The 25,464-nt window shown below is 58.2% G+C and carries 20 protein-coding genes; 5 read left to right on the forward strand and 15 right to left on the reverse strand.

Annotated elements, in window-relative coordinates; genetic code table 11:
• On the forward strand, positions 1-1,152 hold the full coding sequence (gene dprA / locus ACFSE1_RS15880) for a DNA-processing protein DprA (protein ID WP_377403370.1): 1,152 nt from the start codon (positions 1-3) through the stop codon (positions 1,150-1,152).
• Here dprA and ACFSE1_RS15885 read toward each other — a convergent pair.
• Positions 1,132-1,335 carry a hypothetical protein gene (locus ACFSE1_RS15885; RefSeq protein ID WP_377403372.1) on the reverse strand — a complete coding sequence of 68 codons (204 nt, stop codon included), beginning with the start codon at positions 1,333-1,335 and terminating at the stop codon, positions 1,132-1,134. The two genes, dprA and ACFSE1_RS15885, sit on opposite strands and share 21 nt — an antisense overlap.
• 246 nt (positions 1,336-1,581) lie before the next feature.
• On the opposite strand from ACFSE1_RS15885, the gene topA reads away from it, so the two are divergent.
• From topA to ACFSE1_RS15900, 3 genes are all read left to right on the forward strand, one after another.
• Complete coding sequence (gene topA, locus ACFSE1_RS15890) at positions 1,582-4,260, forward strand: type I DNA topoisomerase (RefSeq protein ID WP_377403374.1); 2,679 nt, start codon at positions 1,582-1,584, stop codon at positions 4,258-4,260.
• Positions 4,261-4,289: 29 nt separating this feature from the next.
• Positions 4,290-6,617, forward strand: a complete 2,328-nt coding sequence (rnr, locus tag ACFSE1_RS15895; protein ID WP_377403747.1) for a ribonuclease R — start codon at positions 4,290-4,292, stop codon at positions 6,615-6,617.
• A gap of 62 nt (positions 6,618-6,679) precedes the next feature.
• Entirely contained in the window at positions 6,680-7,147 is a 468-nt protein-coding gene (locus tag ACFSE1_RS15900; RefSeq protein ID WP_377403377.1) for a DUF983 domain-containing protein, read from the forward strand.
• A gap of 18 nt (positions 7,148-7,165) precedes the next feature.
• On the opposite strand, the gene ACFSE1_RS15905 is transcribed toward ACFSE1_RS15900, so the two are convergent.
• The gene (locus ACFSE1_RS15905) at positions 7,166-7,657 is read right to left on the reverse strand and encodes a CreA family protein (RefSeq protein ID WP_377403379.1); all 492 of its coding nucleotides are present in this window, start codon (positions 7,655-7,657) and stop codon (positions 7,166-7,168) included.
• Positions 7,658-7,875: 218 nt separating this feature from the next.
• Positions 7,876-10,032, reverse strand: a complete 2,157-nt coding sequence (gene ligA, locus ACFSE1_RS15910; protein ID WP_377403381.1) for an NAD-dependent DNA ligase LigA — start codon at positions 10,030-10,032, stop codon at positions 7,876-7,878.
• A gap of 235 nt (positions 10,033-10,267) precedes the next feature.
• On the opposite strand from ligA, the gene ACFSE1_RS15915 reads away from it, so the two are divergent.
• Positions 10,268-10,828 carry a cytochrome b gene (locus tag ACFSE1_RS15915; RefSeq protein WP_377403383.1) on the forward strand — a complete coding sequence of 187 codons (561 nt, stop codon included), beginning with the start codon at positions 10,268-10,270 and terminating at the stop codon, positions 10,826-10,828.
• Positions 10,829-10,830: 2 nt separating this feature from the next.
• On the opposite strand, the gene recN is transcribed toward ACFSE1_RS15915, so the two are convergent.
• The 12 genes from recN to ftsW form a co-directional block, all read right to left on the reverse strand.
• Positions 10,831-12,501: a DNA repair protein RecN gene (gene recN / locus ACFSE1_RS15920; protein ID WP_377403385.1), complete on the reverse strand. Its 1,671-nt coding sequence runs from the start codon at positions 12,499-12,501 to the stop codon at positions 10,831-10,833.
• Between the two features lie 17 nt (positions 12,502-12,518).
• The gene (locus ACFSE1_RS15925) at positions 12,519-13,361 is read right to left on the reverse strand and encodes an outer membrane protein assembly factor BamD (RefSeq protein ID WP_377403750.1); all 843 of its coding nucleotides are present in this window, start codon (positions 13,359-13,361) and stop codon (positions 12,519-12,521) included.
• 211 nt (positions 13,362-13,572) lie between these two features.
• Positions 13,573-14,526 carry a UDP-3-O-acyl-N-acetylglucosamine deacetylase gene (gene lpxC, locus ACFSE1_RS15930; RefSeq protein ID WP_377403387.1) on the reverse strand — a complete coding sequence of 318 codons (954 nt, stop codon included), beginning with the start codon at positions 14,524-14,526 and terminating at the stop codon, positions 13,573-13,575.
• Between the two features lie 252 nt (positions 14,527-14,778).
• Positions 14,779-16,614, reverse strand: a complete 1,836-nt coding sequence (gene ftsZ, locus ACFSE1_RS15935) for a cell division protein FtsZ (RefSeq protein ID WP_377403389.1) — start codon at positions 16,612-16,614, stop codon at positions 14,779-14,781.
• 86 nt (positions 16,615-16,700) lie between these two features.
• Complete coding sequence (gene ftsA, locus ACFSE1_RS15940; RefSeq protein ID WP_377403391.1) at positions 16,701-18,032, reverse strand: cell division protein FtsA; 1,332 nt, start codon at positions 18,030-18,032, stop codon at positions 16,701-16,703.
• Positions 18,029-18,949, reverse strand: coding sequence for a cell division protein FtsQ/DivIB (locus ACFSE1_RS15945; protein ID WP_377403753.1), 921 nt, complete (start codon positions 18,947-18,949; stop codon positions 18,029-18,031). Before ACFSE1_RS15945 ends, ftsA begins: the two co-directional genes overlap by 4 nt.
• The gene (locus ACFSE1_RS15950; protein WP_377403393.1) at positions 18,946-19,872 is read right to left on the reverse strand and encodes a D-alanine--D-alanine ligase; all 927 of its coding nucleotides are present in this window, start codon (positions 19,870-19,872) and stop codon (positions 18,946-18,948) included. Before ACFSE1_RS15950 ends, ACFSE1_RS15945 begins: the two co-directional genes overlap by 4 nt.
• A gap of 558 nt (positions 19,873-20,430) precedes the next feature.
• On the reverse strand, positions 20,431-20,556 hold the full coding sequence (locus ACFSE1_RS15955; RefSeq protein WP_377403395.1) for a hypothetical protein: 126 nt from the start codon (positions 20,554-20,556) through the stop codon (positions 20,431-20,433).
• 242 nt (positions 20,557-20,798) lie between these two features.
• Positions 20,799-21,773, reverse strand: coding sequence for a UDP-N-acetylmuramate dehydrogenase (murB, locus tag ACFSE1_RS15960; RefSeq protein WP_377403397.1), 975 nt, complete (start codon positions 21,771-21,773; stop codon positions 20,799-20,801).
• Positions 21,773-23,185: a UDP-N-acetylmuramate--L-alanine ligase gene (murC, locus tag ACFSE1_RS15965; RefSeq protein WP_377403399.1), complete on the reverse strand. Its 1,413-nt coding sequence runs from the start codon at positions 23,183-23,185 to the stop codon at positions 21,773-21,775. The genes murB and murC overlap by 1 nt, the downstream gene beginning before the upstream one ends.
• Positions 23,182-24,306 carry an undecaprenyldiphospho-muramoylpentapeptide beta-N-acetylglucosaminyltransferase gene (gene murG / locus ACFSE1_RS15970; protein WP_377403401.1) on the reverse strand — a complete coding sequence of 375 codons (1,125 nt, stop codon included), beginning with the start codon at positions 24,304-24,306 and terminating at the stop codon, positions 23,182-23,184. The genes murC and murG overlap by 4 nt, the downstream gene beginning before the upstream one ends.
• A gap of 3 nt (positions 24,307-24,309) precedes the next feature.
• Positions 24,310-25,464 carry a putative lipid II flippase FtsW gene (ftsW, locus tag ACFSE1_RS15975; RefSeq protein ID WP_377403403.1) on the reverse strand — a complete coding sequence of 385 codons (1,155 nt, stop codon included), beginning with the start codon at positions 25,462-25,464 and terminating at the stop codon, positions 24,310-24,312.

Raw genomic sequence — 25,464 nt, forward strand, 5'->3', positions numbered from 1 at the left:
GTGTCCTCCGGCAGCGCGAATCGGAGGGGGGTTGCACTGACGGACGCTCAACGGATTGCCTGGCTCAGGCTGATCCGCAGCGATAACGTTGGTCCGTCAACCTTCCGCGACCTCATCAATCATTTCGGGTCGGCAGATGCCGCCCTGGCCGCCATTCCCGAAATGTCCCGCCGTGGCGGCGCCTCGCGCGCCATCCGCATTGCCACCGTCGAAGAGGCCGAACGGGAACTCGATTTTGCCCGCCGCTTCAAGGCAAAACTCGTCGGGATCGGCGAGCCGGAATATCCGCCAGCGCTGCGACAGATCGACGGCGCGCCGCCGCTTCTGGCAATGAAGGGGGACTTCTCCGCCGCCTTGCGCCCCTCCCTCGGCGTCGTTGGCTCACGCAATTCCTCCATCAGTGGATCAAAGATTGCAGCAATGTTCGCTCGCGATTGCGGACGTGCCGGCTATACCATCACGTCAGGGCTTGCGCGGGGCATCGATACCGCCGCCCATCGTGCCAGCCTCGATACGGGCACCATTGCCGTTCTGGCCGGGGGCCTTGATCAGCCCTATCCGCCGGAAAACATTCCGCTGCTTGGCGAGATAACTGGAGGCTGCGGCCTTGCGGTGAGTGAAATGCCGTTTGGCTGGGAGCCACGCGCCCGCGATTTTCCCAGGCGCAACCGTATCATCGCCGGCATATCGCTCGGTGTCGTTGTGATCGAAGCCGCGCAGCGCTCCGGCTCCCTGATTACGGCGCGAATGGCGGGTGATTTCGGGCGACTGGTCTTTGCCGTTCCGGGCTCCCCGCTTGATCCGCGTTGCCATGGCACCAATGATCTGCTGAAAAACGGTGGCATTGTCACCACCAGTTCCCAGGACATTCTGGAAGCGCTTGCCCCGATTTCTCAACTCGACCTGTTCGATGCACCGTCCATCAAGGAACCCACGGAAGAAGGGCCGTCGCCATTGATGCAGCCGCTCGATGAAAGTGACCGCACGCGCATTGCCGCAGCCCTTGGCCCAACGCCGGTTGAAATCGACGACATCATTCGCCACACCGAGCTTCCAGCATCCACAGTCTACCTGGTTCTGCTGGAACTCGATCTGGCCGGACGTCTTCACCGACATCCGGGCGGCATGGTGTCAATCTCCATGTCGGCGTGACAGCGGCTTGCGCCCTGCGTGCAAGTCCCCTGCTTCCAGATAGGCCATCTCAATAAGATAGGCGAGCATATCGGCTCCCTCGTTGCGGGCAACCTGCTGTAGCTGACCCAACATCTGACGAATATAGGCGACATTTGCGCGCCACTCCTCAGTTTCCTCCGACTTACGAGTCCGCTGCACCATTCAAACCTCACAAAATTTCAATAAATTAAATACACTCTTGACGCGCAGTGTTATACATACACACGCAAACTGACATTTTTTATTCTAGATTGCAAGAATCATTCAAGCTCGCAAAGGTTGCATTTGCCAAAGCTGCAAAAATGAGGCTCCCCCCTTGACCGCAAGCAAAAGGCCCTCCATGTCGGGAGGTCAGATTCAGGCGGAAGCACTTTTCCCCGCCCTCCTCGTGCGTTTCAGAGAAAAAAAATGAATGTTGTTGTCGTAGAATCTCCTGCCAAGGCCAAGACGATCAACAAATATCTTGGCTCAGGCTTCAAGGTTCTCGCGTCTTTCGGCCATGTGCGTGATCTGCCCGCCAAGGATGGCTCGGTCCTGCCGGATCAGGATTTCGAGATGTCCTGGGAAGTGGACAGTGCCTCTGCCAAACGGATGAAGGATATTGCCGATGCCGTGAAGGGATCGGACGGACTGTTTCTCGCGACCGACCCTGATCGTGAAGGGGAAGCGATTTCTTGGCACGTTCTGGATCTTCTGAAAAAGAAGAAGGTTATTGGCGACAAGCCGGTCAAGCGTGTGGTGTTCAACGCCATCACGAAGAAAGCCGTTCTGGATGCCATGGCCAATCCACGCGATATCGATATTGCGCTGGTGGATGCCTATCTGGCCCGCCGTGCGCTGGATTACCTTGTCGGCTTCAATCTTTCACCCGTGCTCTGGCGCAAATTGCCCGGCGCCCGCTCAGCCGGTCGTGTTCAGTCTGTCGCGCTTCGCCTGGTCTGCGACCGCGAGTCCGAGATCGAACGCTTTGTGCCGGAAGAATACTGGAATATTTCTGCCCTGTTGAAGACACCGCGCGGCGATACCTTCGAGGCACGACTTGTTTCAGCCGATGGCAAGCGCTTGCAGAGCCGTGGCGTCAAGAACGGCGAGGATGCAAGCCGCCTGAAGAGCCTGCTGGAGGGTGCCGCCTACACGGTTGAATCGGTCGAAGCAAAGCCGGTCAAGCGCAACCCAGGCCCTCCCTTCACAACCTCTACCTTGCAGCAGGCCGCCTCTTCAAACCTTGGTTTCTCGGCATCGCGCACCATGCAGGTCGCCCAGAAACTGTATGAGGGCGTGGATATCGGCGGCGAGACGGTCGGCCTCATCACCTATATGCGTACCGATGGCGTGCAGATGGCACCGGAAGCCATCGATGCTGCCCGCCGCGCCATTGGCGATCAGTTTGGCGAACGTTACCTGCCGGAAAAGGCACGCTTCTATTCCACCAAGGCCAAGAACGCGCAGGAAGCCCACGAGGCCATTCGCCCGACAGATTTCAATCGCTCGCCGGATAAGGTTCGCCGCTTCCTGGATGGTGACCAGCTTCGCCTTTACGAACTCATCTGGAAGCGTGGCATCGCCAGCCAGATGGCCTCTGCCGAGATGGAGCGCACGACGGTTGAAATCCTGGCTGCCAACGGCAGCGATCGCGCCAGGCTGCGTGCCGTAGGGTCGGTCGTGCGTTTCGATGGCTTCCTTGCAGCCTATATGGATACGCGCGAAGAAGGTGAGAGCAGCGAGGACGAGGAAGACGGCCGCCTGCCGGAAATCAACGCACGCGAGAAGCTGGACAAGTCCAAGGTCAATGCAAGCCAGCATTTCACCGAGCCGCCGCCGCGCTATTCCGAAGCCTCCCTCATCAAGAAGATGGAAGAGCTTGGCATTGGTCGCCCGTCCACCTATGCCGCCACGCTGAAGACATTGAGCGATCGCGAATATATCGTCATCGAAAAGCGTAAGCTGCTTCCCCATTCCAAGGGCCGTCTTGTAACGGCCTTCCTGGAGAACTTCTTCACGAAATATGTCGAATACGATTTCACTGCCGATCTGGAAGAGAAGCTCGACCGCATTTCTGCGGGAGAACTGAACTGGAAGCAGGTCCTGCGTGATTTCTGGCAGGACTTTTTCTCGCAGATCGAGGAAACCAAGGAACTGCGAGTCACCAATGTTCTGGACGCCTTGAATGAAGCACTGGCACCGCTCGTCTTCCCGAAGCGGGAAGATGGAAGCGATCCGCGCATCTGCCAGGTCTGCGGCACCGGAAATCTTTCGCTCAAGCTTGGCAAGTACGGCGCCTTCGTTGGCTGCTCCAACTATCCGGAGTGCAATTTTACGCGCCAGCTATCCTCGGATGGTGGGGAAACGGAAGCTGCGGCGCTGAACGAACCGAAAGCTTTGGGCGCTGATCCGATGACAGGAGAGGAACTCACCCTTCGCTCCGGTCGTTTTGGTCCCTACATCCAGCGGGGCGAGGGGAAGGAAGCCAAGCGTTCTTCCCTGCCGCGTGGCTGGAAGCCGGAAGATATCGATCATGAAAAGGCGCTGGCGCTCATCAACCTGCCGCGCGATGTGGGCCAGCATCCCGAAAGCGGTAAAATGATTTCTGCTGGCCTGGGACGCTACGGACCCTTCCTCCTGCACGATGGCACCTATGCCAATCTCGAAAGCATTGAGGATGTGTTCAGCATCGGGCTCAACCGCGCTGTCACCGTGTTGGCAGACAAGCAAAGCAAGGGTCCGGGCCGCGGCAGAACTGCTGTTGCTGCACTTAAGGAATTGGGTGAACATCCCGATGCTGGTGGTGCCATTACAGTGCGTGAAGGCCGCTACGGCCCTTACGTAAACTGGGGTAAGGTCAATGCCACCTTACCTAAGGGCAAGGACCCGCAAAGCGTAACGCTGGAGGAAGCACTTGCGCTGATCACCGACAAGGCTGGTAAAGCCCCGGCAGCCAAGGCTGGCGCAAAGGCGAAGTCGGCCAAGGCCAAGGGCAGCGCCAAGGCATCCACGGGCGACGAAAAGCCTGCCAAGAAGGCCGCTGCCAAAACCAAAACCGCTGCCAAACCCAAGGCAGCCGCCAAAAAGAAGAAGACTGATACGTGACGAAGAAACCGCGCGAAGACAGAAAATCCATGCCTCCCAGCCGCAAGGCTGCCCTTCGCGCGGAACTTGCTGCCTCCGGTGACAAATCCATCATCGTGCAGGGCGTGGTGCCACCGCGCGAAATTCTGCTTCAATTCATCGCGGACAACCCTGATCGCGCCTCGAAGCGTGAGATCGCCAAGGCCTTCGGCCTGAAGGGTGAAACGCGGGTCGAACTGAAAGATCTATTGCGCGATCTGGAAGACGAAGGCCTCTTGCAGAAGAGCCGCAAATCGCTTGTCCGGCCAGGTGCATTACCGCCCATGACGGTGCTGGACATCACCACGCGGAACAAGGATGGCGAACTCATTGCACGCCCAGCCGAATGGCTGGAAGAAGCCGGGGTAGCTCCCGCTGTTCTCATCCGCCAGTCGTCCGATCAGCGCGGAAAGGGCAAGACACCGGCGGCGGGTCTCGGAGACCGGGTTCTTGCCAAGATTTTCCCCAATAAGGACCGTAGCGGCCCCGCCTACACGGCCCGCGTCGTCAAGATCATCGATAAGCACCGCAACGCGGCACTTGGCGTGATCCGCATGATGCCGGAGGGCGGCGCTCGGCTTCTGCCCATTGATCGGCGTGGCGAAGAAATGCAGATCGCAGCGTCCGACCTCGGCGATGCGAAGGACGGCGATCTCATCGAAGCCGATGTGTTGCGCGGCAATCGTTTCGGCCTCACACGGGCGAAGGTTCTATCGGTCGTCGGCTCTGTCGCATCCGAGAAGGCGATTTCCATGATCGCCATCTACTCGCACGGCATTCCGCACATCTTCCCGCAATCGGTCATGGATGAGGCCGAAGCGGCAAAGCCTGCCAGTATGGTGAAACGTGAGGATTGGCGTCATGTGCCACTCGTGACCATCGATCCGGCCGACGCAAAGGACCATGACGATGCCGTCTATGCGGAGGATGATCCTTCGCCAGACAATCCGGGCGGCGTGATCGTGACTGTCGCAATTGCCGATGTGTCCGACTATGTCCGCACGGGATCCCAGCTGGATCGAGAAGCCCTGAAGCGCGGCAACTCGGTCTATTTCCCGGATCGGGTTGTGCCGATGCTGCCGGAGCGCATTTCCAACAACCTCTGCTCATTACGCGAAGGCGAAGACCGGCCGGCGCTGGCGGTTCGCATGACCTTCTCCAAGGAAGGACGCAAAGCCAGTCACACGTTCCATCGCATCATGATGAAAAGTGCCGCCAAGCTTTCCTACCAGCAGGCTCAGGCGGCCATTGACGGCAAGCCTGACGACAAGACGGCCCCCCTTCTCGAGCCGATCCTGAAGCCACTCTGGCACGCTTACGAAATCATGAAGCGCGGGCGCGACCGCCGCCAGCCACTTGAGCTTGATATGCCGGAGCGAAAGATCCTGCTGAAGCCTGACGGCACGGTGGATAAGGTCATCATTCCAGAGCGTCTGGATGCCCATAAGCTGATCGAAGAAATGATGATCCAGGCGAATGTGGCGGCTGCCGAAACGCTGGAGAAGAAGAAGCAACCGCTGATCTATCGCGTCCATGATGCGCCGTCGCTGGCCAAGCAGGAAGTGTTGCGCGAATTTCTGGCGACTCTCGGCATTCCCTTGGCCAAGGGCGGGCAGGTGCGAGCCAACTCCTTCAATGGCATTCTGGCGAAGGCTTTCGATACGCCGCATCAGGTCATGGTCAACGAAATGGTGCTGCGCAGCCAGAGCCAGGCCGTCTACAGCCCGGATAATATCGGGCATTTCGGCCTCAATCTGATGAAGTATGCCCACTTCACCTCGCCCATTCGCCGCTATGCGGATTTGATCGTTCACCGTGCACTTGTCGGCTCGCTTGGCCTCGGTGAAGGCGCCATTACGCCGGAAGAAGAGGCGCAACTGGATGATATCGCGGCGGAGATTTCCACCTTCGAACGCCGCGCCATGGCCGCAGAGCGCGATACGATCAACCGGTTGATCGCGCACCATCTGGCAGAACGTGTTGGCCAGGAATTCGAAGGGCGCGTGTCCGGCGTGACCAAGGCGGGACTATTTGTCACGCTTCCAACCTATGGTGCTGATGGCTTTGTGCCGGTATCCACCTTGGGTACGGATTACTTCGTATATGATGAAGCACGACAGGCTCTCATCGGAGAGCGACACGGTCTGGGCTTCCAGCTGGGTGATTCCGTGGATGTGCGGCTGGCAGAGGCTATTCCGCTTGCTGGCGCGCTGCGTTTTGAAATGCTGAGCGAGGGCCAGAAGATGGGCTCTTCCATGCGCTCCTTCCACAAGTCCGGAAGGCGTGGGCGGTCAGCACCAAAGAAGCCAGGAACTCGCCCACCCCGCAGAGGGCGCTAATCCCATACATGTGGGGAACCTGGCGGTTTACACGAGGTTCGCCCATAGCGGTTGGAGATAGAATGATGAACGGTCAAAACAGCTCCGCTCAATCCACCAAAACCATGCGCTTCGGTGGCGGCGAAGAGGCTGAGCGCAATCTGGGACAATCCATCAAGCGTGGCATGCGCTGCACCTGTCCGAAATGCGGCGAAGGCAAGCTGTTCAGGGCTTTTCTGAAGCCAGTTGATAACTGCGCTGTCTGCGGCGAGGATTTTACGCCCCAGCGGGCAGACGACCTTCCTCCGTATCTGGTCATAGTGATTGTAGGCCACGTGGCGCTTGCTGGCTTTATGCTAACGGATTTGAAGTGGCAGGTTTCCATGTGGACGCACCTCGCCGTCTGGGTGCCCGTCACCATCATCATGAGCCTGCTGATGATACAGCCGATCAAAGGTGGCGTTATCGGCCTGCAATGGGCAGTGAAGATGCATGGCTTTGGCGGCAAAGACGATTCCGTCGATGACGGTCGCGGCGGGCCAGTGGATTAACCTCGCCGCATTCCGCAATCATTTTGGTGCGCCGTTCTGCCAAACAACATTCTGGTTGAACAGCGGTACAGTGGAAATTGCCATCTTGGCTGAACCATCCACCACTTGCCTCGAATGCACGAGGTAAACGAGGGTATTGTTTTCCTTGTCGTAGATGCGGTTCACCACGAGCTTCTTCCAGATCAGCGACATACCCTGCTTGAACACCTCTTCCCCGCCTTTGGAGAGGTCGATATCGCCGATCTCGATCGGACCGGTCTGGCGGCAGGCGATGGAATTGTTGGAAGGATCTTCGAACCAGTTGCCGTTTTTGAGGCGATCCAGCATGCCGCGATCGAAATAGGTCACATGGCACGTTACACCCTTGACCTTGGGATCGGTCATGGCATCCACAATAATGTCATTGCCCATCCAGTCGACGCCGACTTTGCCCACCACATCCGCAACAGCGGGCGCGGCAGTTGTTACCGCAAGGGCCAGAGCGGCTGCGAAAAAGCTAACAGAGCGCATGGAGGGGTCTCCCGATTGAACAATCTGCTTCAGAGATAAGCACAGCTCGCATGTTTACAAGTTTTCGTGACACCGCCATTGACGCAATGGAGGATCCGGGCAAGTTTGACCGCAGCGGTATTCCGTCCGGGAATGCTTAAAAACAAAGAGCTAGAACGTTGTCGTGTTTCTATGCGAAACGAGAACGCTCTAGCCGGAAATGCTCTGGCGGCCCGCCCTCAGCCCGCAATCAGCGCCAGCCACTCATCCTCGTCCATAACGGTGACGCCGAGTTCCCGAGCCTTGTCGAGCTTTGATCCGGCCCCCGGCCCCGCCACCACATAATCCGTCTTTTTGGAAACGGAGCCTGCCACCTTGGCGCCAAGGCTCTCGGCTCTCGCCTTCGCTTCCTCTCGCGTGAACTTTTCCAGTGAGCCGGTGAAGACAACCGTCTTGCCCACAACCGGGCTATCGGCAGCCACGGCCTGCTGCATGGCCTGTGGCCGAACTTCCTGCAACAGGCGGGAAATCACCTCGACATTACGCGGCTCCTTGAAGAATTCGACAATAGCCCGCGCCATCACCTCGCCAATGCCTTCGATGCTGTTCAGATCCTCCCAGGCATCGCCTTTCAGGCTTGCTGCCTGCTGCATGGCTGCTTCAAAGGCTTCATAGCTGCCATAGGATCTCGCCAGCAGCTTGGCCGTCGTTTCCCCCACGTGGCGAATGCCGAGCGCGAAAATGAAGCGGTTCAGCGCAATCTCGCGTCGATTATCAATCGCCTCATAGAGCTTGCGGACACTCACACGGCCAAAGCCCTCGATGTTTTCCAGCTTGGTCAGGGATTGGTCCTGTCGCTTCTGCAGCGTGAAGATATCCGGCGCGGTGCGAATTTGCAGTGCTGGGTCTTCCGCCTCGAAAAAGAAATCGATCTGCTTGGAGCCAAGGCCCTCGATATCGAATGCATTGCGCGAAACGAAGTGTTTCAAATGCTCCACCGCCTGCGCACGGCAAACAAATCCGCCCGTGCAGCGCGTGACAGAATCGAGCCGCCCGGTTTTCTCGTTTCGCTCACGCACGGCATGGCTGCCGCAAACCGGGCACTTTCTCGGAAACTCATAGGGCTTCGCGTCAGACGGACGCTTCTCCAGCACCACGTCCAGCACCTGGGGAATGACATCCCCTGCCCGCTGCACGATCACCGTATCGCCGATGCGTATGTCATGCTCTTCCGGTCGGATGCGGTCGCCGGAATTGCCGATACCTTTGATATAGTCTTCGTTATGCAGGGTTGCATTGGTCACAACCACGCCGCCAACAGTGATCGGCGTCAGACGCGCCACCGGCGTCAATGCGCCCGTGCGGCCAACCTGAATGTCGATATTCTCGACCGTTGTGAACGCCTGCTCCGCCGGAAACTTATGTGCTGTCGCCCAGCGCGGACTGCGAGAGCGGAAGCCCAGGCGCTCCTGTAGAGCCAGATCATCCACCTTGTAGACAACACCATCGATATCGTAATCCAGATCAGGCCGCTTCAGGCCAATGTCCCGGTAGTGGTCAAGAATATCGGAAACCTTGCTCAGCCGCTTCATCAGCGGGTTTACCGGAAAGCCCCAACCCCGAAACGTCTCCACCATTCCCATCTGGGTGTTCGCAGGCATTTCCGACATTTCGCCCCAGGCATAGGCGAAGAAGCGAAGATTGCGGCTCGCTGTCACCTTCGGATCAAGCTGCCGCAACGAGCCGGACGCCGTATTGCGAGGGTTCACATAGGTCTGCTTGCCCTCGGCCTCCATCTGCTTGTTGAGCGCGAAGAAATCGCTCTTCGACATGTAGACTTCGCCGCGCACCTCCACCACAGCAGGCGCCCCAGCAGGCAGCTGCTGCGGAATTTCCTTGATGGTGCGAATATTGGCCGTCACATTCTCGCCTGTCGTGCCGTCGCCACGCGTCGCGGCACTTACCATTTTACCGTTCTCATACCGAATGGACATGGAAAGACCGTCGATCTTAGGCTCGGCGGTGAAGGCAATGGATTCGTCCGGCAAACGACCGAGGAAGCGATAAACGGAGCCGACGAAATCCTGCACATCCTCGTCGGAGAACGTATTGTCCAGCGACAGCATGGGACGCGCATGAGTAATCTGCGCAAATGCAGAAGCGGGCGCAGCTCCAACCCGCTGCGAAGGGCTATCCGCCCGCACAAGAGCGGGAAAACGCGCCTCAATGGCATCATTCCGGCGCTTGAGGGCATCGTAATCGGCATCGGAAATTTCAGGCTTATCGCCTGCGTGATAGAGAACATCATGCCGCGCAAGCTCCGCCGCCAGAAAGGCCAGTTCAGCCTTGGCCTGCTCTTCAGTCAACGTTTCGACAGCCATTTGTTCAGCCGACATATTCAAAACTCCACTGCCAGACGGGACGGCGATTTTTCACAGATCTCTTAGCTCAAAGAATGGAGTAGCCAAAACAGATTCACAGCGCGGCCCTTCCCCGTTTCACAGCCTTTCACATCTTCGCTCACGCAAGCGTTTTTGTGGAAGGCTTCAGTTGGCGGAAAGTTTTCTAGACTTTTGTGCAACGCAACACCAAAAGAAGAACCGGATACTCAGGATTTCATTGGAGGCTAAAATGAACCGCTGGCGCGATAACGGCTTGCACTATGGACGAGTTACGCGGCTGCTGCACTGGGCCATGGCAGCCTTGTTTGCCTGGCAGTTTCTTGGCATGGGCTTGAGGCTCGCTTTGGGCAGAACCCCGCTCGTCAGCTTCTTCGTTGGCACCCACGCCTCCATCGGCTTGCTACTAATGTTTCTCGCTGCACTGCGCGCTCTTTGGGGCATTTTCAACCTGAGAAACCGCCCTGCGCATGGGACAGGATGGATCGGTGCAGCTGCCCGGCTTGGCCACCTCGCGCTTTACGCGCTCATTCTCTGCGTGCCGCTGCTGGCAATCCTGCGTGCCTATGGCTCACAGCGCGGCGCGACCTTCTTCGGCATTCCGATCATTCCCGGTGCACCGCAAAAACTGGAGTGGATGGTATCACTCGGCAATGCCGCCCACGGCCTTCTGGCATGGGCGCTGCTTGCACTTGTCGCCGGGCACATCGCCATGGTCTTTATCCATCGTCACGTGTGGAAGGACGATGTCTGGGCCAGAATGGCTGGACGACAGCTTCAGGCGGCTGAATAAGCTTAAACGCTGCCTGCCAGCAGGCGCGCAGCAGCGGCCCTTGCCTCATCCGTCACGGAAGCGCCCGCCAGCATGCGGGCGATTTCCTCAGTGCGATGCTCAGCAGACATGGTGGCAACGCGCGTGGCGATCTTGTCCGAACCTTCGACCGGCCCTTTCGAGATCAACAGATGCGTGGCAGCCCGTGCCGCAACCTGCGGAGCATGGGTTACTGAAAGGACCTGAACCTTATCGGAAAGCCGTTTCAACCGCTGGCCAATAGCATCCGCGACGGCCCCGCCGACGCCCGTATCAATCTCATCGAACACCAGCGTCGGCGCAGAACCGCGATCCGCCAGAGCCACCTTCAATGCCAGAAGGAAACGCGAAAGCTCGCCGCCAGAAGCCACCTTCATGATCGGCCCCGGCCGCGTGCCAGGGTTCGTCTGCACATGGAATTCCACGACATCAATGCCTTCGGCGCTCGCTGAATCCGGATCCGCCGTGACATTCACCATAAAGCGAGCCCGTTCCAGCTTAAGGGCTGGAAGCTCAGCCATGACCGCATCGGCAAGCGTGCCTGCGCCCTTCTGCCGCTTGGCGGACAGAGCAATGGCTGCCTCGTCGAACGCAGCCTGCGCAGCGGAGGCCGCACGCTGCAGCTCGCCAAGGCGCTCTTCTCCGGCATCCAGATCGGCAAGATCAGCCACCATCTTTTCCGCCAGAGCAGGAAGATCGGCAACGGCAACCGAATATTTGCGACCGGCAGCGCGTAGGGCGAACAGGCGTTCTTCAACCCGCTCCAGCTCACGCGGATCGAATTCCGTGCGCCGCAGCGCCGCTTCCGCCTCCATCTGCGCATTGGATAAGTTATCCAGCGCAGTATCGAGCAGCTGCACCGTTTCTTCCAAAAGGCCCGGTGCCTCATGACTCTTTCGCTCAAGACGACGAACCAGAGACGCAATCAGCGGCACGGGCGACGAACTGCCGTTCAGGAAATCGCAGGCCTCCGCAATGTCACCTGCAATACGCTCGGATTTCTGCATCCGGGCACGCTGTTCTGCAAGTTCATCTTCCTCGCCGTCGCGTGGGCTCAAGCCCTCCAGCTCCTCGACGGAGGCACGCAGATAGTCAGCCTCGCGGGCAGCAGCCTCGACGCGCGCTCTGTGCGTTTTCAGATGCCGCTCCGCCTCGCGCCAGTTGCGGTAAAGCTCGCCGACACGAGCAACGTCATCGGTCAGTCCGGTGAAGGCGTCCAACAAAGCGCGATGGGCATCGATATCCACCAGCGCACGATCGTCGTGCTGGCCATGGATTTCGACCAGCAACTGCCCTGCCTGACGCATCATCTGCACGCTCACGGGCTGATCGTTGATGGATGCCTTAGTGCGACCATCCGCCGATTGTACCCGGCGGAAAATCAGATCGCCCTCATCATCTAGTCCGTTCTCTCGCAGAAGAAGACGCGCAGGATGGTGGTTCGGCACATCGAAAACCGCCGTCACCTGACCCTTGTCGATGCCGTGGCGAACCAACCCGCCATCACCACGCCCACCCAATGCCAGCGAAAGACTATCCAGCAGAATGGATTTCCCTGCTCCGGTCTCACCGGTGAGAACAGAGAGGCCCTTCTCGAAGGACAGGTCAAGCCGCTCGATCAATACGATATCGCGGATCGACAACTGAATGAGCATGGTCTTCCTATTTCAGATCAGGCGCCGATAAGCTTCTTGCCAGCACGGGAAATCCAGGAACCGCGATTTTCGCGGGGCTCAAGTCCGCCGCCCTGCAGTAGCTTGAACGAATCGGCGTACCACTTGCTGTCAGGATAGTTCTGCCCCAGGACAGCGGCAGCTGTCTGTGCTTCTTCCTGCACGCCCATGGCATAGTAAGCTTCCACCAGACGGGCGAGCGCCTCTTCAACCTGATTCGTATTGCCGTAATTTTCAACGACGGTGCGGAAACGCTGGATGGCAGCAAGATATTCCTTGCGCTCAAGATAATAACGCCCAACCTGCATTTCCTTGCCGGCCAGCTGGTCGCGTGCATAGCGGATCTTCGCCTGCGCGTCCTCGACATATTCCGACTTGGGATGGTTATCGATGACCTTCTGCATCGCTTCAATCGTGTTGCGCGCCGGCTTCTGGTCCTGCGTTACATCCGGGATCTGCTTGGCATAGGACAGGCCAACGAGATATTGCACATAGGCGCTATCTTCCGAGCTTGGATACTGCTTCAGGTAACGATTACCCGTTGCCACCGCCTCATCGTTACGACCGAGCCTGTATTTCGTGAAGGTGCTCATCACAAGCGCCTTACGCCCCCATTCCGTGAACGGGTTCTGCTTGTCGATGGAATCAAACTTGCGGCTGGCTTCAGCCAGATTACCGGCCTTCATATTGGCCAGACCCTGATTGTAGAGCTGCTCCGGCGGATCGGTTGCCAGACCGAGCTTGGTAATATCGATATCCGGATCTGACTGGCACGAGGTTATCAGCGATGCTGTGCTCACCAAAGCCAGGGACACCAATGCAACCCGCACAGTGTTCCTCATTCCGAAAGATATAGACTCAGTCATTCGACAGTTCCCGATTGCCACGCGCTCTTTCAGCGACCGCCCCAATTGGCGTTCTAGCCATATAAGAAGCCAGAGGCCAACGCAATGATGCTGCTTTGACGCAATTTTGTGGCAATCTCAACAGCTCCTCAAAACAAAAAGGCCGCCCAAGGCAGGCGGCCCCTTTAAAATTGACGATGAGATTGGCTTAGCCAACCCAAGGCGCAAATTCTGGAACGTTTACCGCAACGAATTCGCGTGCGCGGACACGCTGGCTGCGCACCGGCGCCTCGACCACTTCGTAAGCCGTCCGGTCGCTCAGCAGTGCCTTCAATGCATTTGCATTCATCTTATGGCCGCCGCGATAAGAGCGGTAGCAACCGATGAACTGGGCACCAGCCATAGCCAAATCACCCACGGCATCCAAGGTCTTGTGGCGCACAAACTCATCCGCGTAGCGCAGCCCTTCGACGTTCACCACGGTATCGTCGTCGGAGATGACCACCGAATTTTCCAGCGATGAACCAAGTGCATAACCGGCGGCCCAGAGACGCTCCACATCGCGCATGAAACCGAAGGTCCGCGCACGGGAAAGCTCATCCCGGAAAACCTGCGCCGTCAGATCGCCCTTCCAGGACTGGCGACCGATGAGCGGCGTTTCAAAGTCGATCTCAACTTCGAAACGCGTACCGTCATAGGGGCGAAACTCGGACCAGGAGGCACCCGATTCGATGCGAACCGGCTTCAAAACACGGATATAACGGCGCTTCTCGCCAAGATTGACGATACCGACGCTTTCGATCGCTTCGATGAACGGGAACGAAGATCCGTCCATGATCGGCATTTCGGCACCGTCAACGTCAACCACCACGTTATCCAGACCAAGTGCGTAAAGCGCAGCCATAACATGTTCAACCGTCGCGACAGAACGCGCCAGCGAGGTGCCGAGAACCGTGCAAAGATCCGTATTGCCAACCTGAGAGGAAACAGCGCGATATTCGACCGTGGAGCCATCGGCAAAACTGCGGCTGAACACGATGCCAGTTCCGGCTTCAGCCGGCTGGAAGGTGATCGAGACCGGGCTGCCCGAATGAACGCCGATGCCGGAAAGCGTAACCGGTGCAGCGATCGTCGTTTGAAAACCCAAGAGTCCGATAGTCATTGTCTTTGCCTTCTTATCTTCCGCAATTCAGCGGAAGTCTGATCTGCCTGCCCCGCGAGCCGAGGTGATTCCGGGGGTATTTCTTATGCTGTAGATACGTCGGGAACTCCCGCAATCCAAATCACTGTTCATTTCGAATTGTTACGAATTCACAATTCACATGCACATTAGAGAACTCTTGCAAGCCATTTAAACATAAAGAAAAACCCGGGCTGATGGCCCGGGTTCTTCATTGTTGGCAAATTGTAACAATCAGGTCGACTGACGGCGCAGGAAGGCCGGAATTTCCAGCTGATCGTCATCGTGGTGATGCGGTGCAGCAACCGGACGGCCATGATCATCCAGATTGCCCCGACGCGGCGCATAGAGGCTGGCCTCAGGCGAAAGCGGGCGACGCTGCTGGGATGCAGCCGACGGTGCCGACGTCATTTCAGCGGCAACGGCCTCATCCTCTTCGCGACGGCCAAGCGAGTTGGTGATGCGCTTCAGAAGCCCCATCGGACCACGCTCTTCCTGTGCCTGATAGGCAGGCTGCGTCCGCTGATCGATTTCAGCCTTAACAACAGGCGGGAAATCTTCGACCTTCGGCATGCGAACCTGTTCAGCAGCCTGACGGATGATCGGAGCTGCAGGCTCCATTGGCTGCGGCGCCATGCGTGGAGCCGGTGCGGCTGCGATTGGCTGAGCCACAGGCTGAGCTGCAAAGCTTGGGGCCGGAGCGGCGTTGAAGCTTGGCGCAGGTGCAGCCGCAAAAGTGGAAGCCGGAGCAGAGGGCTGCAGAGGTGCAGCACGCGGAGCAACCGGCTCAACCGGAGCAGCGGCCTGGAACAGACGGCTCTGCGGACGGAACTCATCAGCTGCAGGTGCAGCGGCAGCAACCGGTGCCGGAGCAGGCTGCGGAGCTGGAGCGGCAGCCTGAGGAGCCGGGATGGAGAGTTCGCGCTCCATCTGGGCTTCAGCCTGACGGATGGTTTCTGCAACCGGGTCAACCGGCGTGATGCGGGGTGCCTGCGTCATTACAGGCTGAACTGCGGCCGGAGCCGGGGCAACGGCCGCGGAAGGACGGATAATTGTCTTCTGCGCGGTGCGCAGGTCCGAATCACGCCCATCATTGGCGTTGTGAGCGCGATCGATGCCGGTCGCCACAACGGAAACGCGGATGACGCCTTCAAGAGCCTCATCGAAGGTCGCGCCGAGGATGATGTTTGCATCCGGATCGACTTCTTCGCGGATACGGCTTGCAGCTTCGTCCACTTCGAACAGGGTCAGGTCGCGACCGCCGGTGATGGAGATCAGAAGACCCTGCGCACCCTTCATCGAGGTCTCGTCCAGCAGCGGGTTGGCAATTGCCGCTTCCGCAGCCTGCATTGCACGGCCCTCGCCCGAAGCTTCACCGGTACCCATCATCGCGCGGCCCATTTCGCGCATGACCGAGCGAACGTCAGCGAAGTCGAGGTTGATCAGACCTTCCTTGACCATGAGGTCGGTGATGCAGGCAACGCCCGAATAGAGAACCTGGTCAGCCATTGCGAAAGCATCGGCAAAGGTCGTCTTGTCGTTGGCGATACGGAACAGGTTCTGGTTCGGAATGATGATCAGCGTATCGACGGACTTCTGCAGCTCCTGAATACCCTGTTCGGCAAGGCGCATGCGGCGACCGCCTTCGAAGTGGAACGGCTTGGTTACAACGCCGACCGTCAGGATACCCTTGCTGCGGGCAGCCTGGGCAACAACGGGTGCTGCACCTGTACCCGTACCGCCGCCCATGCCGGCAGTCACGAAGCACATATGCGTGCTGCTGAGGTGATCCATGATTTCGTCGAGGCATTCCTCGGCAGCGGCGCGACCGACTTCCGGCTGCGAACCTGCGCCAAGACCTTCCGTAACCTGAACACCCATTTGAATGATGCGCTCAGCCTTGGACATCATGAGAGCTTGCGCGTCCGTATTGGCAACGACGAAATCGACGCCTTCCAGGCCCGCGGTGATCATGTTGTTGACAGCATTACCGCCGCCCCCGCCAACGCCGAAGACGGTGATCCGAGGCTTCAGCTCGGTGATATCCGGCTTTTGCAGCTTGATGGTCATATGAACCGTTCCTTCTTTCTCTGGCCGCCTCGCCAAGCGCGCCGATCCGTTCCATTACGCTGACACCCTTGCCCGAAGCTAAAGCGTCAAAAACTTTCCTTGAGCCACTGCCCCATGCGGGCAATCCGGCCACTTCCTCCACCAAGCGCGGACAAAAGCCCGCCCTGCCCGGCATGTGTTTCCATGTCCGCAACCTGCGGATAAATCAGCAGCCCAACCGCCGTCGAAAACGCCGGCCCCTTTGCCGCCGTCGGCAAACCGGAAACCCCCATGGGGCGACCAATGCGGACATTACGGGCAAGAATACGGCGGGCCGTTTCTGGCAGGCCGGTGAGCTGGCTGGCGCCACCCGTCAGCACCACGCGCTTGCCGACGATCGGGCTGAAACCTGATTTTTGAATGCGATCACGAATCAGTTCCAACGTCTCTTCCAGGCGCGCGCGCACGATTCGCGTCACCAGGGCGCGCGGAACCTGTGTCGGCTGATCGCGGTCATCTTCACCGATTGGCGGCACGGAAATGAGGTCGCGCTCGTCAGCGGCAGAGGCAATGGCAGATCCATGCACAACCTTCAGCCGCTCGGCATCTTCGATTCGCGTCGAGAGACCACGCGCCAGATCGGTCGTCACGTGATGACCGCCAATCCCGATGGCATCGGTATGAACCAGCTTGCCTTCCGCAAAAACAGAAATGGTCGTTGTGCCGCCGCCCATATCGATAGCCGCGCAGCCGAGTTCCACTTCGTCATCCACCAAGGCCGCAAGACCGCTTGCATAAGGTGTCGCCACCAGTCCTTCGACGGAAAGATGTGCGCGGTTGACGCATAGCTCAATGTTCTTGAGCGCCGCACGTTCAGCCGTCACCACATGCATATCGACGCCGAGGAGATCGCCATACATGGAAAGCGGATCACGTATGCCCTGCTCGCCATCCAGCGAAAAGCCAGTCGGCAGAGAATGAAGAACGGCACGATCATGGCGCAGGGACTGTTGGCTGGCAGCGACGAGCACCTTGCGCAGATCCGACGCCACCACTTCCTGCCCACCCAAATCGATGCTAGCTGTATAGACATCGCTGGTCAGACGACCGGCGGAGATATTCACGATGAGGCTGTCTACCGTTAGCCCCGCCATCCGCTCTGCCGCATCGACAGCAAGGCGAACAACACTTTCCACGGCGTCGAGATCGGAAATTACGCCAGACTTCACCCCACGCGAGCGCTGGTGACCAAGGCCGATGATCTCGATGCTGTGGGTACGATTCGGCAGGATTTCGCTTTCCTCACGAGGCGTCAGCCGCGCGATCATGCAGACAACCTTGCTCGAGCCGATATCCAGGACTGAAACGACATGCGACCGCTTGGACGAAAGCGGCTTCAAGCGCGGCAGACCCAATCCGGAAGATCCGAACAAACTCACGTCTGACCTCCAGCCTTTTTCAATGCCTTTGCCCGAGCGACCAACGCATCGGCGCGGCGCGCAGCTGCCCCTTCTGTCAGCCGAACAGTGGTGCGATCCGCCAAACGCAGATCGACAGACGCAATATCGCGCTCCAGAACACCCTGGCTCGATTCGTATTTCGTCAGGAAAGCCAGCGCTTCATCGATGCCTTCTTCCGGTAGCTTGATGATGACGCCATTGTTGAGATGCAGATCCCAGCGGCGACCCGCAACACGGACATAGGCCCGCACGCGCGAGCGGATATCCGGCCACTTCGCCATTTCATCTTTGAATCTTGCAGCAGCCGCCTCCGCGCCACGGCCAACGAAAAGCGGCAGCGAAGCGAACTTGTTGTCGCGCAACGGCGCAATCACACTGCCATTCCTCTCGATGAGGGAGAGGTTATCGCCGTGCTGCCATATGCCGAAGGCTTCCCGCTCCTTCAGGGTTACCTCAATCGTCTTCGGGTAAACCTTGCGAACTTCCGCATACTGAACCCATGGCAGCTTTGAGAGCTTCTGCCGGGCAGCATCCACATCCATGGCAACAAGCGAAGTCGTACCATCCAGCCCAAGCAACTGAAGAATATCGATTTCCGAGGTCTCGACATTGCCGGAAACCCGAACATTCTCAATAGCAAAACCGGCGGCTGCCGTTGTCGCCTGTGCAACATCGGCGGAATGACCACCCAATGACATGCCGTAAAGACCGACTGTGCCGAAGAAGAGAAAGACGGAAACAGTGCCCGTGTGGCGCGGAATATTGATACGGCCCGTCGCAAGGCTCACACAGAAGCGCACAATGCGACGCATGGGACGCGGAAGCACCATGCGCTCGTCACCGCCGACTCCACCAGCGGAGCGCCCAGCCTGCATCGACGCCCTTTTTCCGTTCATCGAGAACACGAAGCGTCCTCCACCATCCAGCGAACGAGATCACCGAAGCTGCGACCAGCATGCGCAGCCATTTCAGGCACCAGGGAGGTTGGCGTCATACCCGGCTGCGTGTTAATTTCCAGCCAGATGAGCTCGCCTTCTTCGGAAACGGTGTCATCGAAGCGGAAGTCAGAACGACTCACGCCACGGCACCCCATCGCCTGATGCGCCTTAACAGCCAGTGTTTGAATTTTTTGGTAAATATTTGGTGAAATTTCCGCCGGAATGACATGTTTGGAGCCACCAGCCGCATACTTGGCATCATAATCGTAGAAAGCGCCAGATAGCGGTACGATTTCCGTCACACCAAGGGCGACACCGTCCATGACACCGCAGGTCAATTCACGGCCAGCGATGTAGCGCTCGACCATGACACGATCACCGTAGCGCCACTCCGAAGAACCCAGAACCTGCGGCGGATGCGACTGCCCTTCCCGGACAATAACAACGCCGAAAGAAGATCCCTCCGTGACCGGCTTCACAACATATGGCGGCTCCATGGGGTGCTTGTTGCCAATCTCGAAGCGATTGATCTCCAGACCAGGAGCGACAGGAATACCAACCGCCGCCGCGACAGACTTCGCCCTCGCCTTATCCATGGCAAGAGCCGAGGCCAGAATACCGGAATGCGTGTAAGGAATCTCAAGATATTCAAGCACACCTTGAATAGCACCATCTTCGCCAAAGGGCCCATGCAAGGCATTGAACGCCACATCCGGGCGAAGATCCGAAAGCACTGCTGCGATATCACGACCGACATCAACACGAGTGACGCGATAGCCTTCCGCTTCAAGGGCGTCCGCACAGGCATTGCCGGAAGACAAGCTCACCGGACGCTCTGCGGAAAGACCACCCATCAGAACAGCCACATGCTTGCCACTCATTACGACACCTCAACTTGAAAAGCCGCGCACTACGGTTCGAAACTTGCGCGAGGCTGATTCCCCTCGCCCACCCATTAGAGCGCCAATATGGTTAACAAAACGTTTACTTTCGTTAATGGACCGAAGAAAACCGTTGTAAAACAAGCCGTTTTAGCAAGAAGAATAAGTGTCGGAAAATTTTTGTGATCGAATTTCAGCTACCAAATTACCCTTGAAGCGTGTCGCGATCTTTCAGATCCGCCTGACGCTTTAAGTCTTTGTTTTATCGCCTGTGGTCATCGCAGAACGCTGCTCACGTTCGCGCGCCGCACTCCAGCGATGCCAGGCTGAGAGTCCCTGCCCTCATTGCACTCAATAGACGCTACTCGGTAGTCTTTGATTCCGCCGGCGTTTTGCAGCCTAATTGAGGCACTGCACTGCTATTCATACATAACACCCTATGCGTCCGTGGCCGGACGGCTGCGGGATAAGCAGGAGGCTCACTTGAATCAGATTCTGAACAACAAAAAAGCCCGCGAAATCTCTGATTTCGCGGGCTTTTCTTAACTGGGAACAGGCTCACTCACCAGGGTGAATGTGATGCTTGGGGGAAGCGTTGCGTTCATTGAGAACAACTGCAACCCATCCACCAGCCACGATCAACACGGGCAAGCCGTAAAGGAAAAACAGTGTTGCGCCGTTCATGGTCTCAGACCTCCGAGCGTCCGTCTTGCCAGCAAATGTAATAGCATTGCCGCAAAAAGCCAAGTCAAAGTGGAAAATGCCACGGCAAGCGAAATGTTCCCGTTGCCGGAGGAGAGCGAGGTGGCAGGCGCTATGAAGCCAGCAGCTGCACAGGCTGTCGAGAGCCTGTCCAGCGCATTGGCCAAAAGCTTCGTCCGTTCATTGTGAACGAGGCTCATCGAAAGTCCTGCCTCAACCGCTTGTCACTCGGACGTCACTCCCTGGAACGGTCTTACCTCACGTCCGGGCATGAAGATGCCGAGACGCTTGATTTCCCATTCAAGCTTCACGCCGGAATGTTCGAAAACACGCTGACGAACAAGCTCGCCGAGATATTCGAGATCATAGCCGGATGCATGGCCGATATTGATCATGAAGTTGCAGTGCAGAGACGACATCTGCGCACCACCATTCATCAAACCGCGGCAACCAGCCTGATCGATCAATTCCCAGGCGGAATGGCCGGGCGGATTCTTGAAGGTGGAACCGCCGGTCTTTTCCTTCACTGGCTGCACCGTTTCGCGATGATGACGAACGGCATCCATCTCGCTGCGAATCTTTGCCTTCTCATCCGCATAGCCTTCAAAGACCGCATGCGTGAAGATAAGGTCATGAGCAACGGAAGAGTGACGATAGCTGTAACCCATATCGGCATTCGTCAGCACGTGCTTGTTGCCCTTGCGGTCAACCGCATGAACTTCCACCACGCGCGCCGCGGTCTCGCCACCGTTGGCACCGGCATTCATGCGCAGAGCTCCGCCGATCGAACCCGGAATACCGTAGTAGAAGGCAAAGCCACCGATATTGTGGTCCATGGCCATCGCCGCGATGTGCTTGTCCGGGCAGATTGCGCCCGCACGAATGCGGTTCTCACCAGCCAGCTCCAACCCGCCAAAGCCCTTGGCCGAAAGGCGAAGCACCACACCCGGAATACCGCCGTCACGCACAAGCAGGTTGGAACCCACGCCGACGACCGTCAACGGAACATCTTCCGGCAACAGCTTCAGGAAGGTGATGAGGTCTTCCGTATCGTGCGGCTGGAACATCAGTTCGGCAAGCCCACCGGCCTGGAACCATGTCACCCGGTCCATCGGCGCATCGGGCGTCAGCCGACCTCTCAATTCATTCACCCCCGGCCCTAATGAGGCCAGAAGCTTCTCCCCATTCACCTGCTTCATCAAGATTGTCCCGAAATGCTATCCAGTTCCTTGGGCAGGGTTGCTGCCCATTGTGTAATATTGCCAGCCCCCAGAAGAACCACGAAATCACCTGGCTTTGCAATGCTCGAAATAATACCTGGCAATGCAGTGGGTTCAGCCATGTAACGCGCGTCCCTGTGTCCTCCGGCGCGAATGCGCGAAACGAGCGCCTCGGAATTGATGCCCTCGATCTCATCTTCGCCCGCAGCATAGACCGGAGCGAGAATGATACTGTCAGCATCGTTGAAGCAGGTTACGAAATCCTCAAACAGGCTGGACAGGCGCGAATAGCGGTGCGGCTGATGGACGGCGATAATCCGCCCCTGGCAGCTTTCGCGCGCGGCACGCAGCACGGCTTTGATTTCAACAGGATGGTGGCCGTAATCGTCAAATACCGAAACCCCGTTCGAGGTGCCGGTCAGCGTGAAGCGGCGCTTTACGCCACCGAAAGCAGCAAGCCCTTTTCGAATGTCTTCCTCGGAGATACCAAGACGATTGGCAACAGCAACCGCCGCGGTCGCATTGGAAATGTTGTGACGGCCCGGCATTGGCAGGCTGAGATCCTTGAAGTGGAAAACGCGGCCTGTGCGACGGCGGCGAATCTCGATGTCGAAGATCGCACGCGTCCCATCCATGCGGATATTGGAGAAGCGCGCATCAGCCTGCGGATTTTCACCGTAGGTCACAATCTTGCGATCCTCGATCTTGCCAACCAGCTGCTGCACTTCCGGGTGGTCGATGCACAGCACGCCAAATCCGTAGAAGGGTACGTTCTCCACGAACTGCCGAAACGCCGCACGCACGGCATCGAAGCTGCCGTAATGGTCGAGATGCTCCGGGTCGATATTGGTAACAACCGCCACATCGGCAGGCAGCTTCAGGAAGGTGCCGTCCGATTCGTCGGCCTCAACGACCATCCACTCACCCTCGCCCATGCGGGCATTGGTGCCATAGGCATTGATGATGCCGCCATTGATCACGGTCGGATCAAGGCCGCCTGCCTCGAGCAGCGTAGCCACCATGGATGTGGTCGTCGTCTTGCCATGCGTGCCGCCAATGGCAATGGCATTGCGGAAGCGCATAAGCTCGGCCAGCATTTCCGCACGCCGTACAATGGGCAGGGACTTTTCGCGCGCGGCAATCAATTCCGGATTGTTCTTCTTGATTGCGGTGGACACCACAACCACTTCCGCATCGCCCAGATTATCGGCCTGGTGCCCCACGAAAACCGGAATGCCCTTGTCACGCAAGCGCTGAACATTCGCACTGTCCGACTGGTCGGAGCCCTGCACCCGGTGACCGAGGTTATGCAGCACTTCGGCAATGCCGCTCATGCCGATCCCGCCGATGCCAATGAAGTGGACGAGGCCAATTGCCTTCGGCATCTTCATGACTCTACTCCTTTATAAGTCGCAATATCCTGTCTGCCTGCGATAGCGATCACCAGGTCAGCAAGCAAGGCCGCAGCATTGGGGTGGCCTGCCTGTCTCGCAGCCAGCGCCATCTTTTCCAGCCGATCCGGCTCCTGCATGGCGCTGGAAATGATCTTCGCCAGTTTTTCTGGAGAAAGCTCGCTTTGCGCAACCACCTTTGCACCACCGGCCTTTACCAGAGCGGCGGCATTGGCAGCCTGGTCATGATCCAGCGCGTGCGGATAAGGCACCAGAAGCGCCGGACGGCCGATCACCGCCAGTTCGGAAACGGTGGAGGCGCCGGACCGGCTGATGACCATATGCGCCGCACCGATACGCGCCGCCATATCGCTGAAGAACGGCGAAACCTCCGCCTGCATCTTCAGCTTCACCAGGCATGAATCGACCTGCTGGCGATCATCCGGACGCGCCTGCTGGGTCAGCCGCAAACGACCGCGTTCTTCATCGCTCAACAGCGCCAGTGCCGTTGGAATCGCACCGGAGAAAAACTGCGCACCTTGGCTGCCGCCAAAAACGACCAGATTGAAGGGTTCACCCGCCCGCGATGCACGGTAGGGAATGTTGGACGCCTGAAGCACTGCAGGACGTACCGGGTTTCCGGTAATCACCGTCTTGGCTGCAAATTTTCCGCTGTCAGCTGGCAAAAAGCCACCGGCAATTGCCTGCACGCGATTGGCAAGCGCCTTGTTCGCCCGCCCCATCACCGCATTCTGCTCATGAAGGACGGATGGAATGCCCATTCCCGTAGCAGCGAGCAGAGGCGGAACTGTGGGGTAGCCGCCAAAACCGACAACAGCCGCTGGTCGCGTGCGTGACAAAAGCTGGCGCGCCGTTCTCAAACCCCGCCAGAGGGTCAGCAGTGAGCGCGTCACTGCAACGGGGTTCTTCGAGCCCAGCGTGGCAGACGGCACGACATGGATTTCATCGGCAGGGAAAGTGCCAGCAAAACGCTCCGCGCGCTTATCCGTAATCAGATGGACAGACCAGCCGCGCGCCTTCAACTCATGGCCGAGGGCTTCCGCCGGAAAAAGATGACCGCCGGTACCACCGGCGGCAAGCATGATAATGCCTTTGCTCATGGTTTACTCCGCCGGAACGCCGTGGGACACACGGAACAGGCTGCGCTCCTGCGCTCGCTTTTCGGGTCGATGGCGCGTCAAGGCGAGAACAAAGCCTGCCGTGATGCAGATCGCGATCATGGACGAGCCGCCATAGGAAATCAGCGGAAGCGTCATGCCCTTTGCAGGCATAAGCTCCAGATTGACGCCAATATTGATCATGGACTGAATGCCGATTTGCAGGACCAGTCCGGCAACGGCAAAGCGGTTGAAATCATTCTTCTCGCGATAGGCATGGCTGAGACCACGGATCACGATGAAGGCAAAGATGGCAACCAGGACCATGCAGAAGATGATGCCGAATTCTTCGGCGGCAACGGAAAAGATGAAGTCGGTGTGACTATCCGGCAGGATGCGCTTCACAATGCCCTCGCCAGGACCCTGGCCGAACCAGTCGCCACGAATGATGGCCTCACGTGCGGTATCGACCTGAAATGTGTCGCCTTCCCCGGTCAGGAAGCGGTCAATTCGGCCCGCCACGTGCGGAAAAATGTAATAGGCGCCCACCAAGCCGCCAGCGCCCAAACCGCCTAGAACAATGATCCAGAGCCAGGGCATTCCAGCCATGAAGAACATTGCGCCCCATACGGCGCTCGTCAGAATCGTCTGACCAAGATCAGGCTGCGCAACCAGCAGGGCAGCAACGATACCAAACAGAATGATCGCAAAGAGATTGCCAGGCACTTCCGGCTGGCGTGCATGTTCGGCAAACAGCCAGGCACAGACCACCACGAAGGCAGGCTTCAGAAACTCCGATGGCTGGACTGAAAAACTGCCGATCGAGAACCAGCGCCTCGAGCCTTTGATCTCCGCGCCAAAAAACAGTGCCAGCACCATCATCACGATGGAGAGCACTAGAATAATGATGGCGGCACGGCGAACCTGACGCGGCGTAAGGAAGGAAAGGCCGATCATCACCAGAATGGACGGCGCGAGAAAGACGGCGTGGCGCTCGACGAAGTGGAAGCTCGGCAGGCCGATGCGCTCCGCGACCGGCGGAGACGCCGCAAAGGACAGCATGAAGCCAATGCCCATCAGCAGGATGAACGTCGCCAGAAAGAAGCGATCAATCGTCCAGAACCAGTCTGCGAGTGCCCCTCGGTCGGCGCGACTTACCAT

This window comes from Affinirhizobium helianthi, assembly GCF_042680945.1.
Taxonomy (GTDB): domain Bacteria; phylum Pseudomonadota; class Alphaproteobacteria; order Rhizobiales; family Rhizobiaceae; genus Neorhizobium; species Neorhizobium helianthi.

Coding starts and splice junctions, on each gene's coding strand:
- topA (WP_377403374.1), top strand. CDS start 1,582: ATGAATGTTGTTGTCGTAGAATCTCCTGCCAAGGCCAAGACGATCAAC.
- ACFSE1_RS15945 (WP_377403753.1), bottom strand. CDS start 18,949: ATGAACGGAAAAAGGGCGTCGATGCAGGCTGGGCGCTCCGCTGGTGGA.
- ACFSE1_RS15905 (WP_377403379.1), bottom strand. CDS start 7,657: ATGCGCTCTGTTAGCTTTTTCGCAGCCGCTCTGGCCCTTGCGGTAACA.
- murC (WP_377403399.1), bottom strand. CDS start 23,185: ATGAAGATGCCGAAGGCAATTGGCCTCGTCCACTTCATTGGCATCGGC.
- murB (WP_377403397.1), bottom strand. CDS start 21,773: ATGAAGCAGGTGAATGGGGAGAAGCTTCTGGCCTCATTAGGGCCGGGG.
- ftsZ (WP_377403389.1), bottom strand. CDS start 16,614: ATGACCATCAAGCTGCAAAAGCCGGATATCACCGAGCTGAAGCCTCGG.
- lpxC (WP_377403387.1), bottom strand. CDS start 14,526: ATGACTATCGGACTCTTGGGTTTTCAAACGACGATCGCTGCACCGGTT.
- ftsW (WP_377403403.1), bottom strand. CDS start 25,464: ATGGTAAGTCGCGCCGACCGAGGGGCACTCGCAGACTGGTTCTGGACG.
- ACFSE1_RS15925 (WP_377403750.1), bottom strand. CDS start 13,361: ATGAGGAACACTGTGCGGGTTGCATTGGTGTCCCTGGCTTTGGTGAGC.
- rnr (WP_377403747.1), top strand. CDS start 4,290: ATGCCTCCCAGCCGCAAGGCTGCCCTTCGCGCGGAACTTGCTGCCTCC.
- recN (WP_377403385.1), bottom strand. CDS start 12,501: ATGCTCATTCAGTTGTCGATCCGCGATATCGTATTGATCGAGCGGCTT.
- ACFSE1_RS15955 (WP_377403395.1), bottom strand. CDS start 20,556: ATGAACGGCGCAACACTGTTTTTCCTTTACGGCTTGCCCGTGTTGATC.
- ligA (WP_377403381.1), bottom strand. CDS start 10,032: ATGTCGGCTGAACAAATGGCTGTCGAAACGTTGACTGAAGAGCAGGCC.
- ACFSE1_RS15950 (WP_377403393.1), bottom strand. CDS start 19,872: ATGAGTGGCAAGCATGTGGCTGTTCTGATGGGTGGTCTTTCCGCAGAG.
- murG (WP_377403401.1), bottom strand. CDS start 24,306: ATGAGCAAAGGCATTATCATGCTTGCCGCCGGTGGTACCGGCGGTCAT.
- ACFSE1_RS15900 (WP_377403377.1), top strand. CDS start 6,680: ATGATGAACGGTCAAAACAGCTCCGCTCAATCCACCAAAACCATGCGC.
- ACFSE1_RS15885 (WP_377403372.1), bottom strand. CDS start 1,335: ATGGTGCAGCGGACTCGTAAGTCGGAGGAAACTGAGGAGTGGCGCGCA.
- ACFSE1_RS15915 (WP_377403383.1), top strand. CDS start 10,268: ATGAACCGCTGGCGCGATAACGGCTTGCACTATGGACGAGTTACGCGG.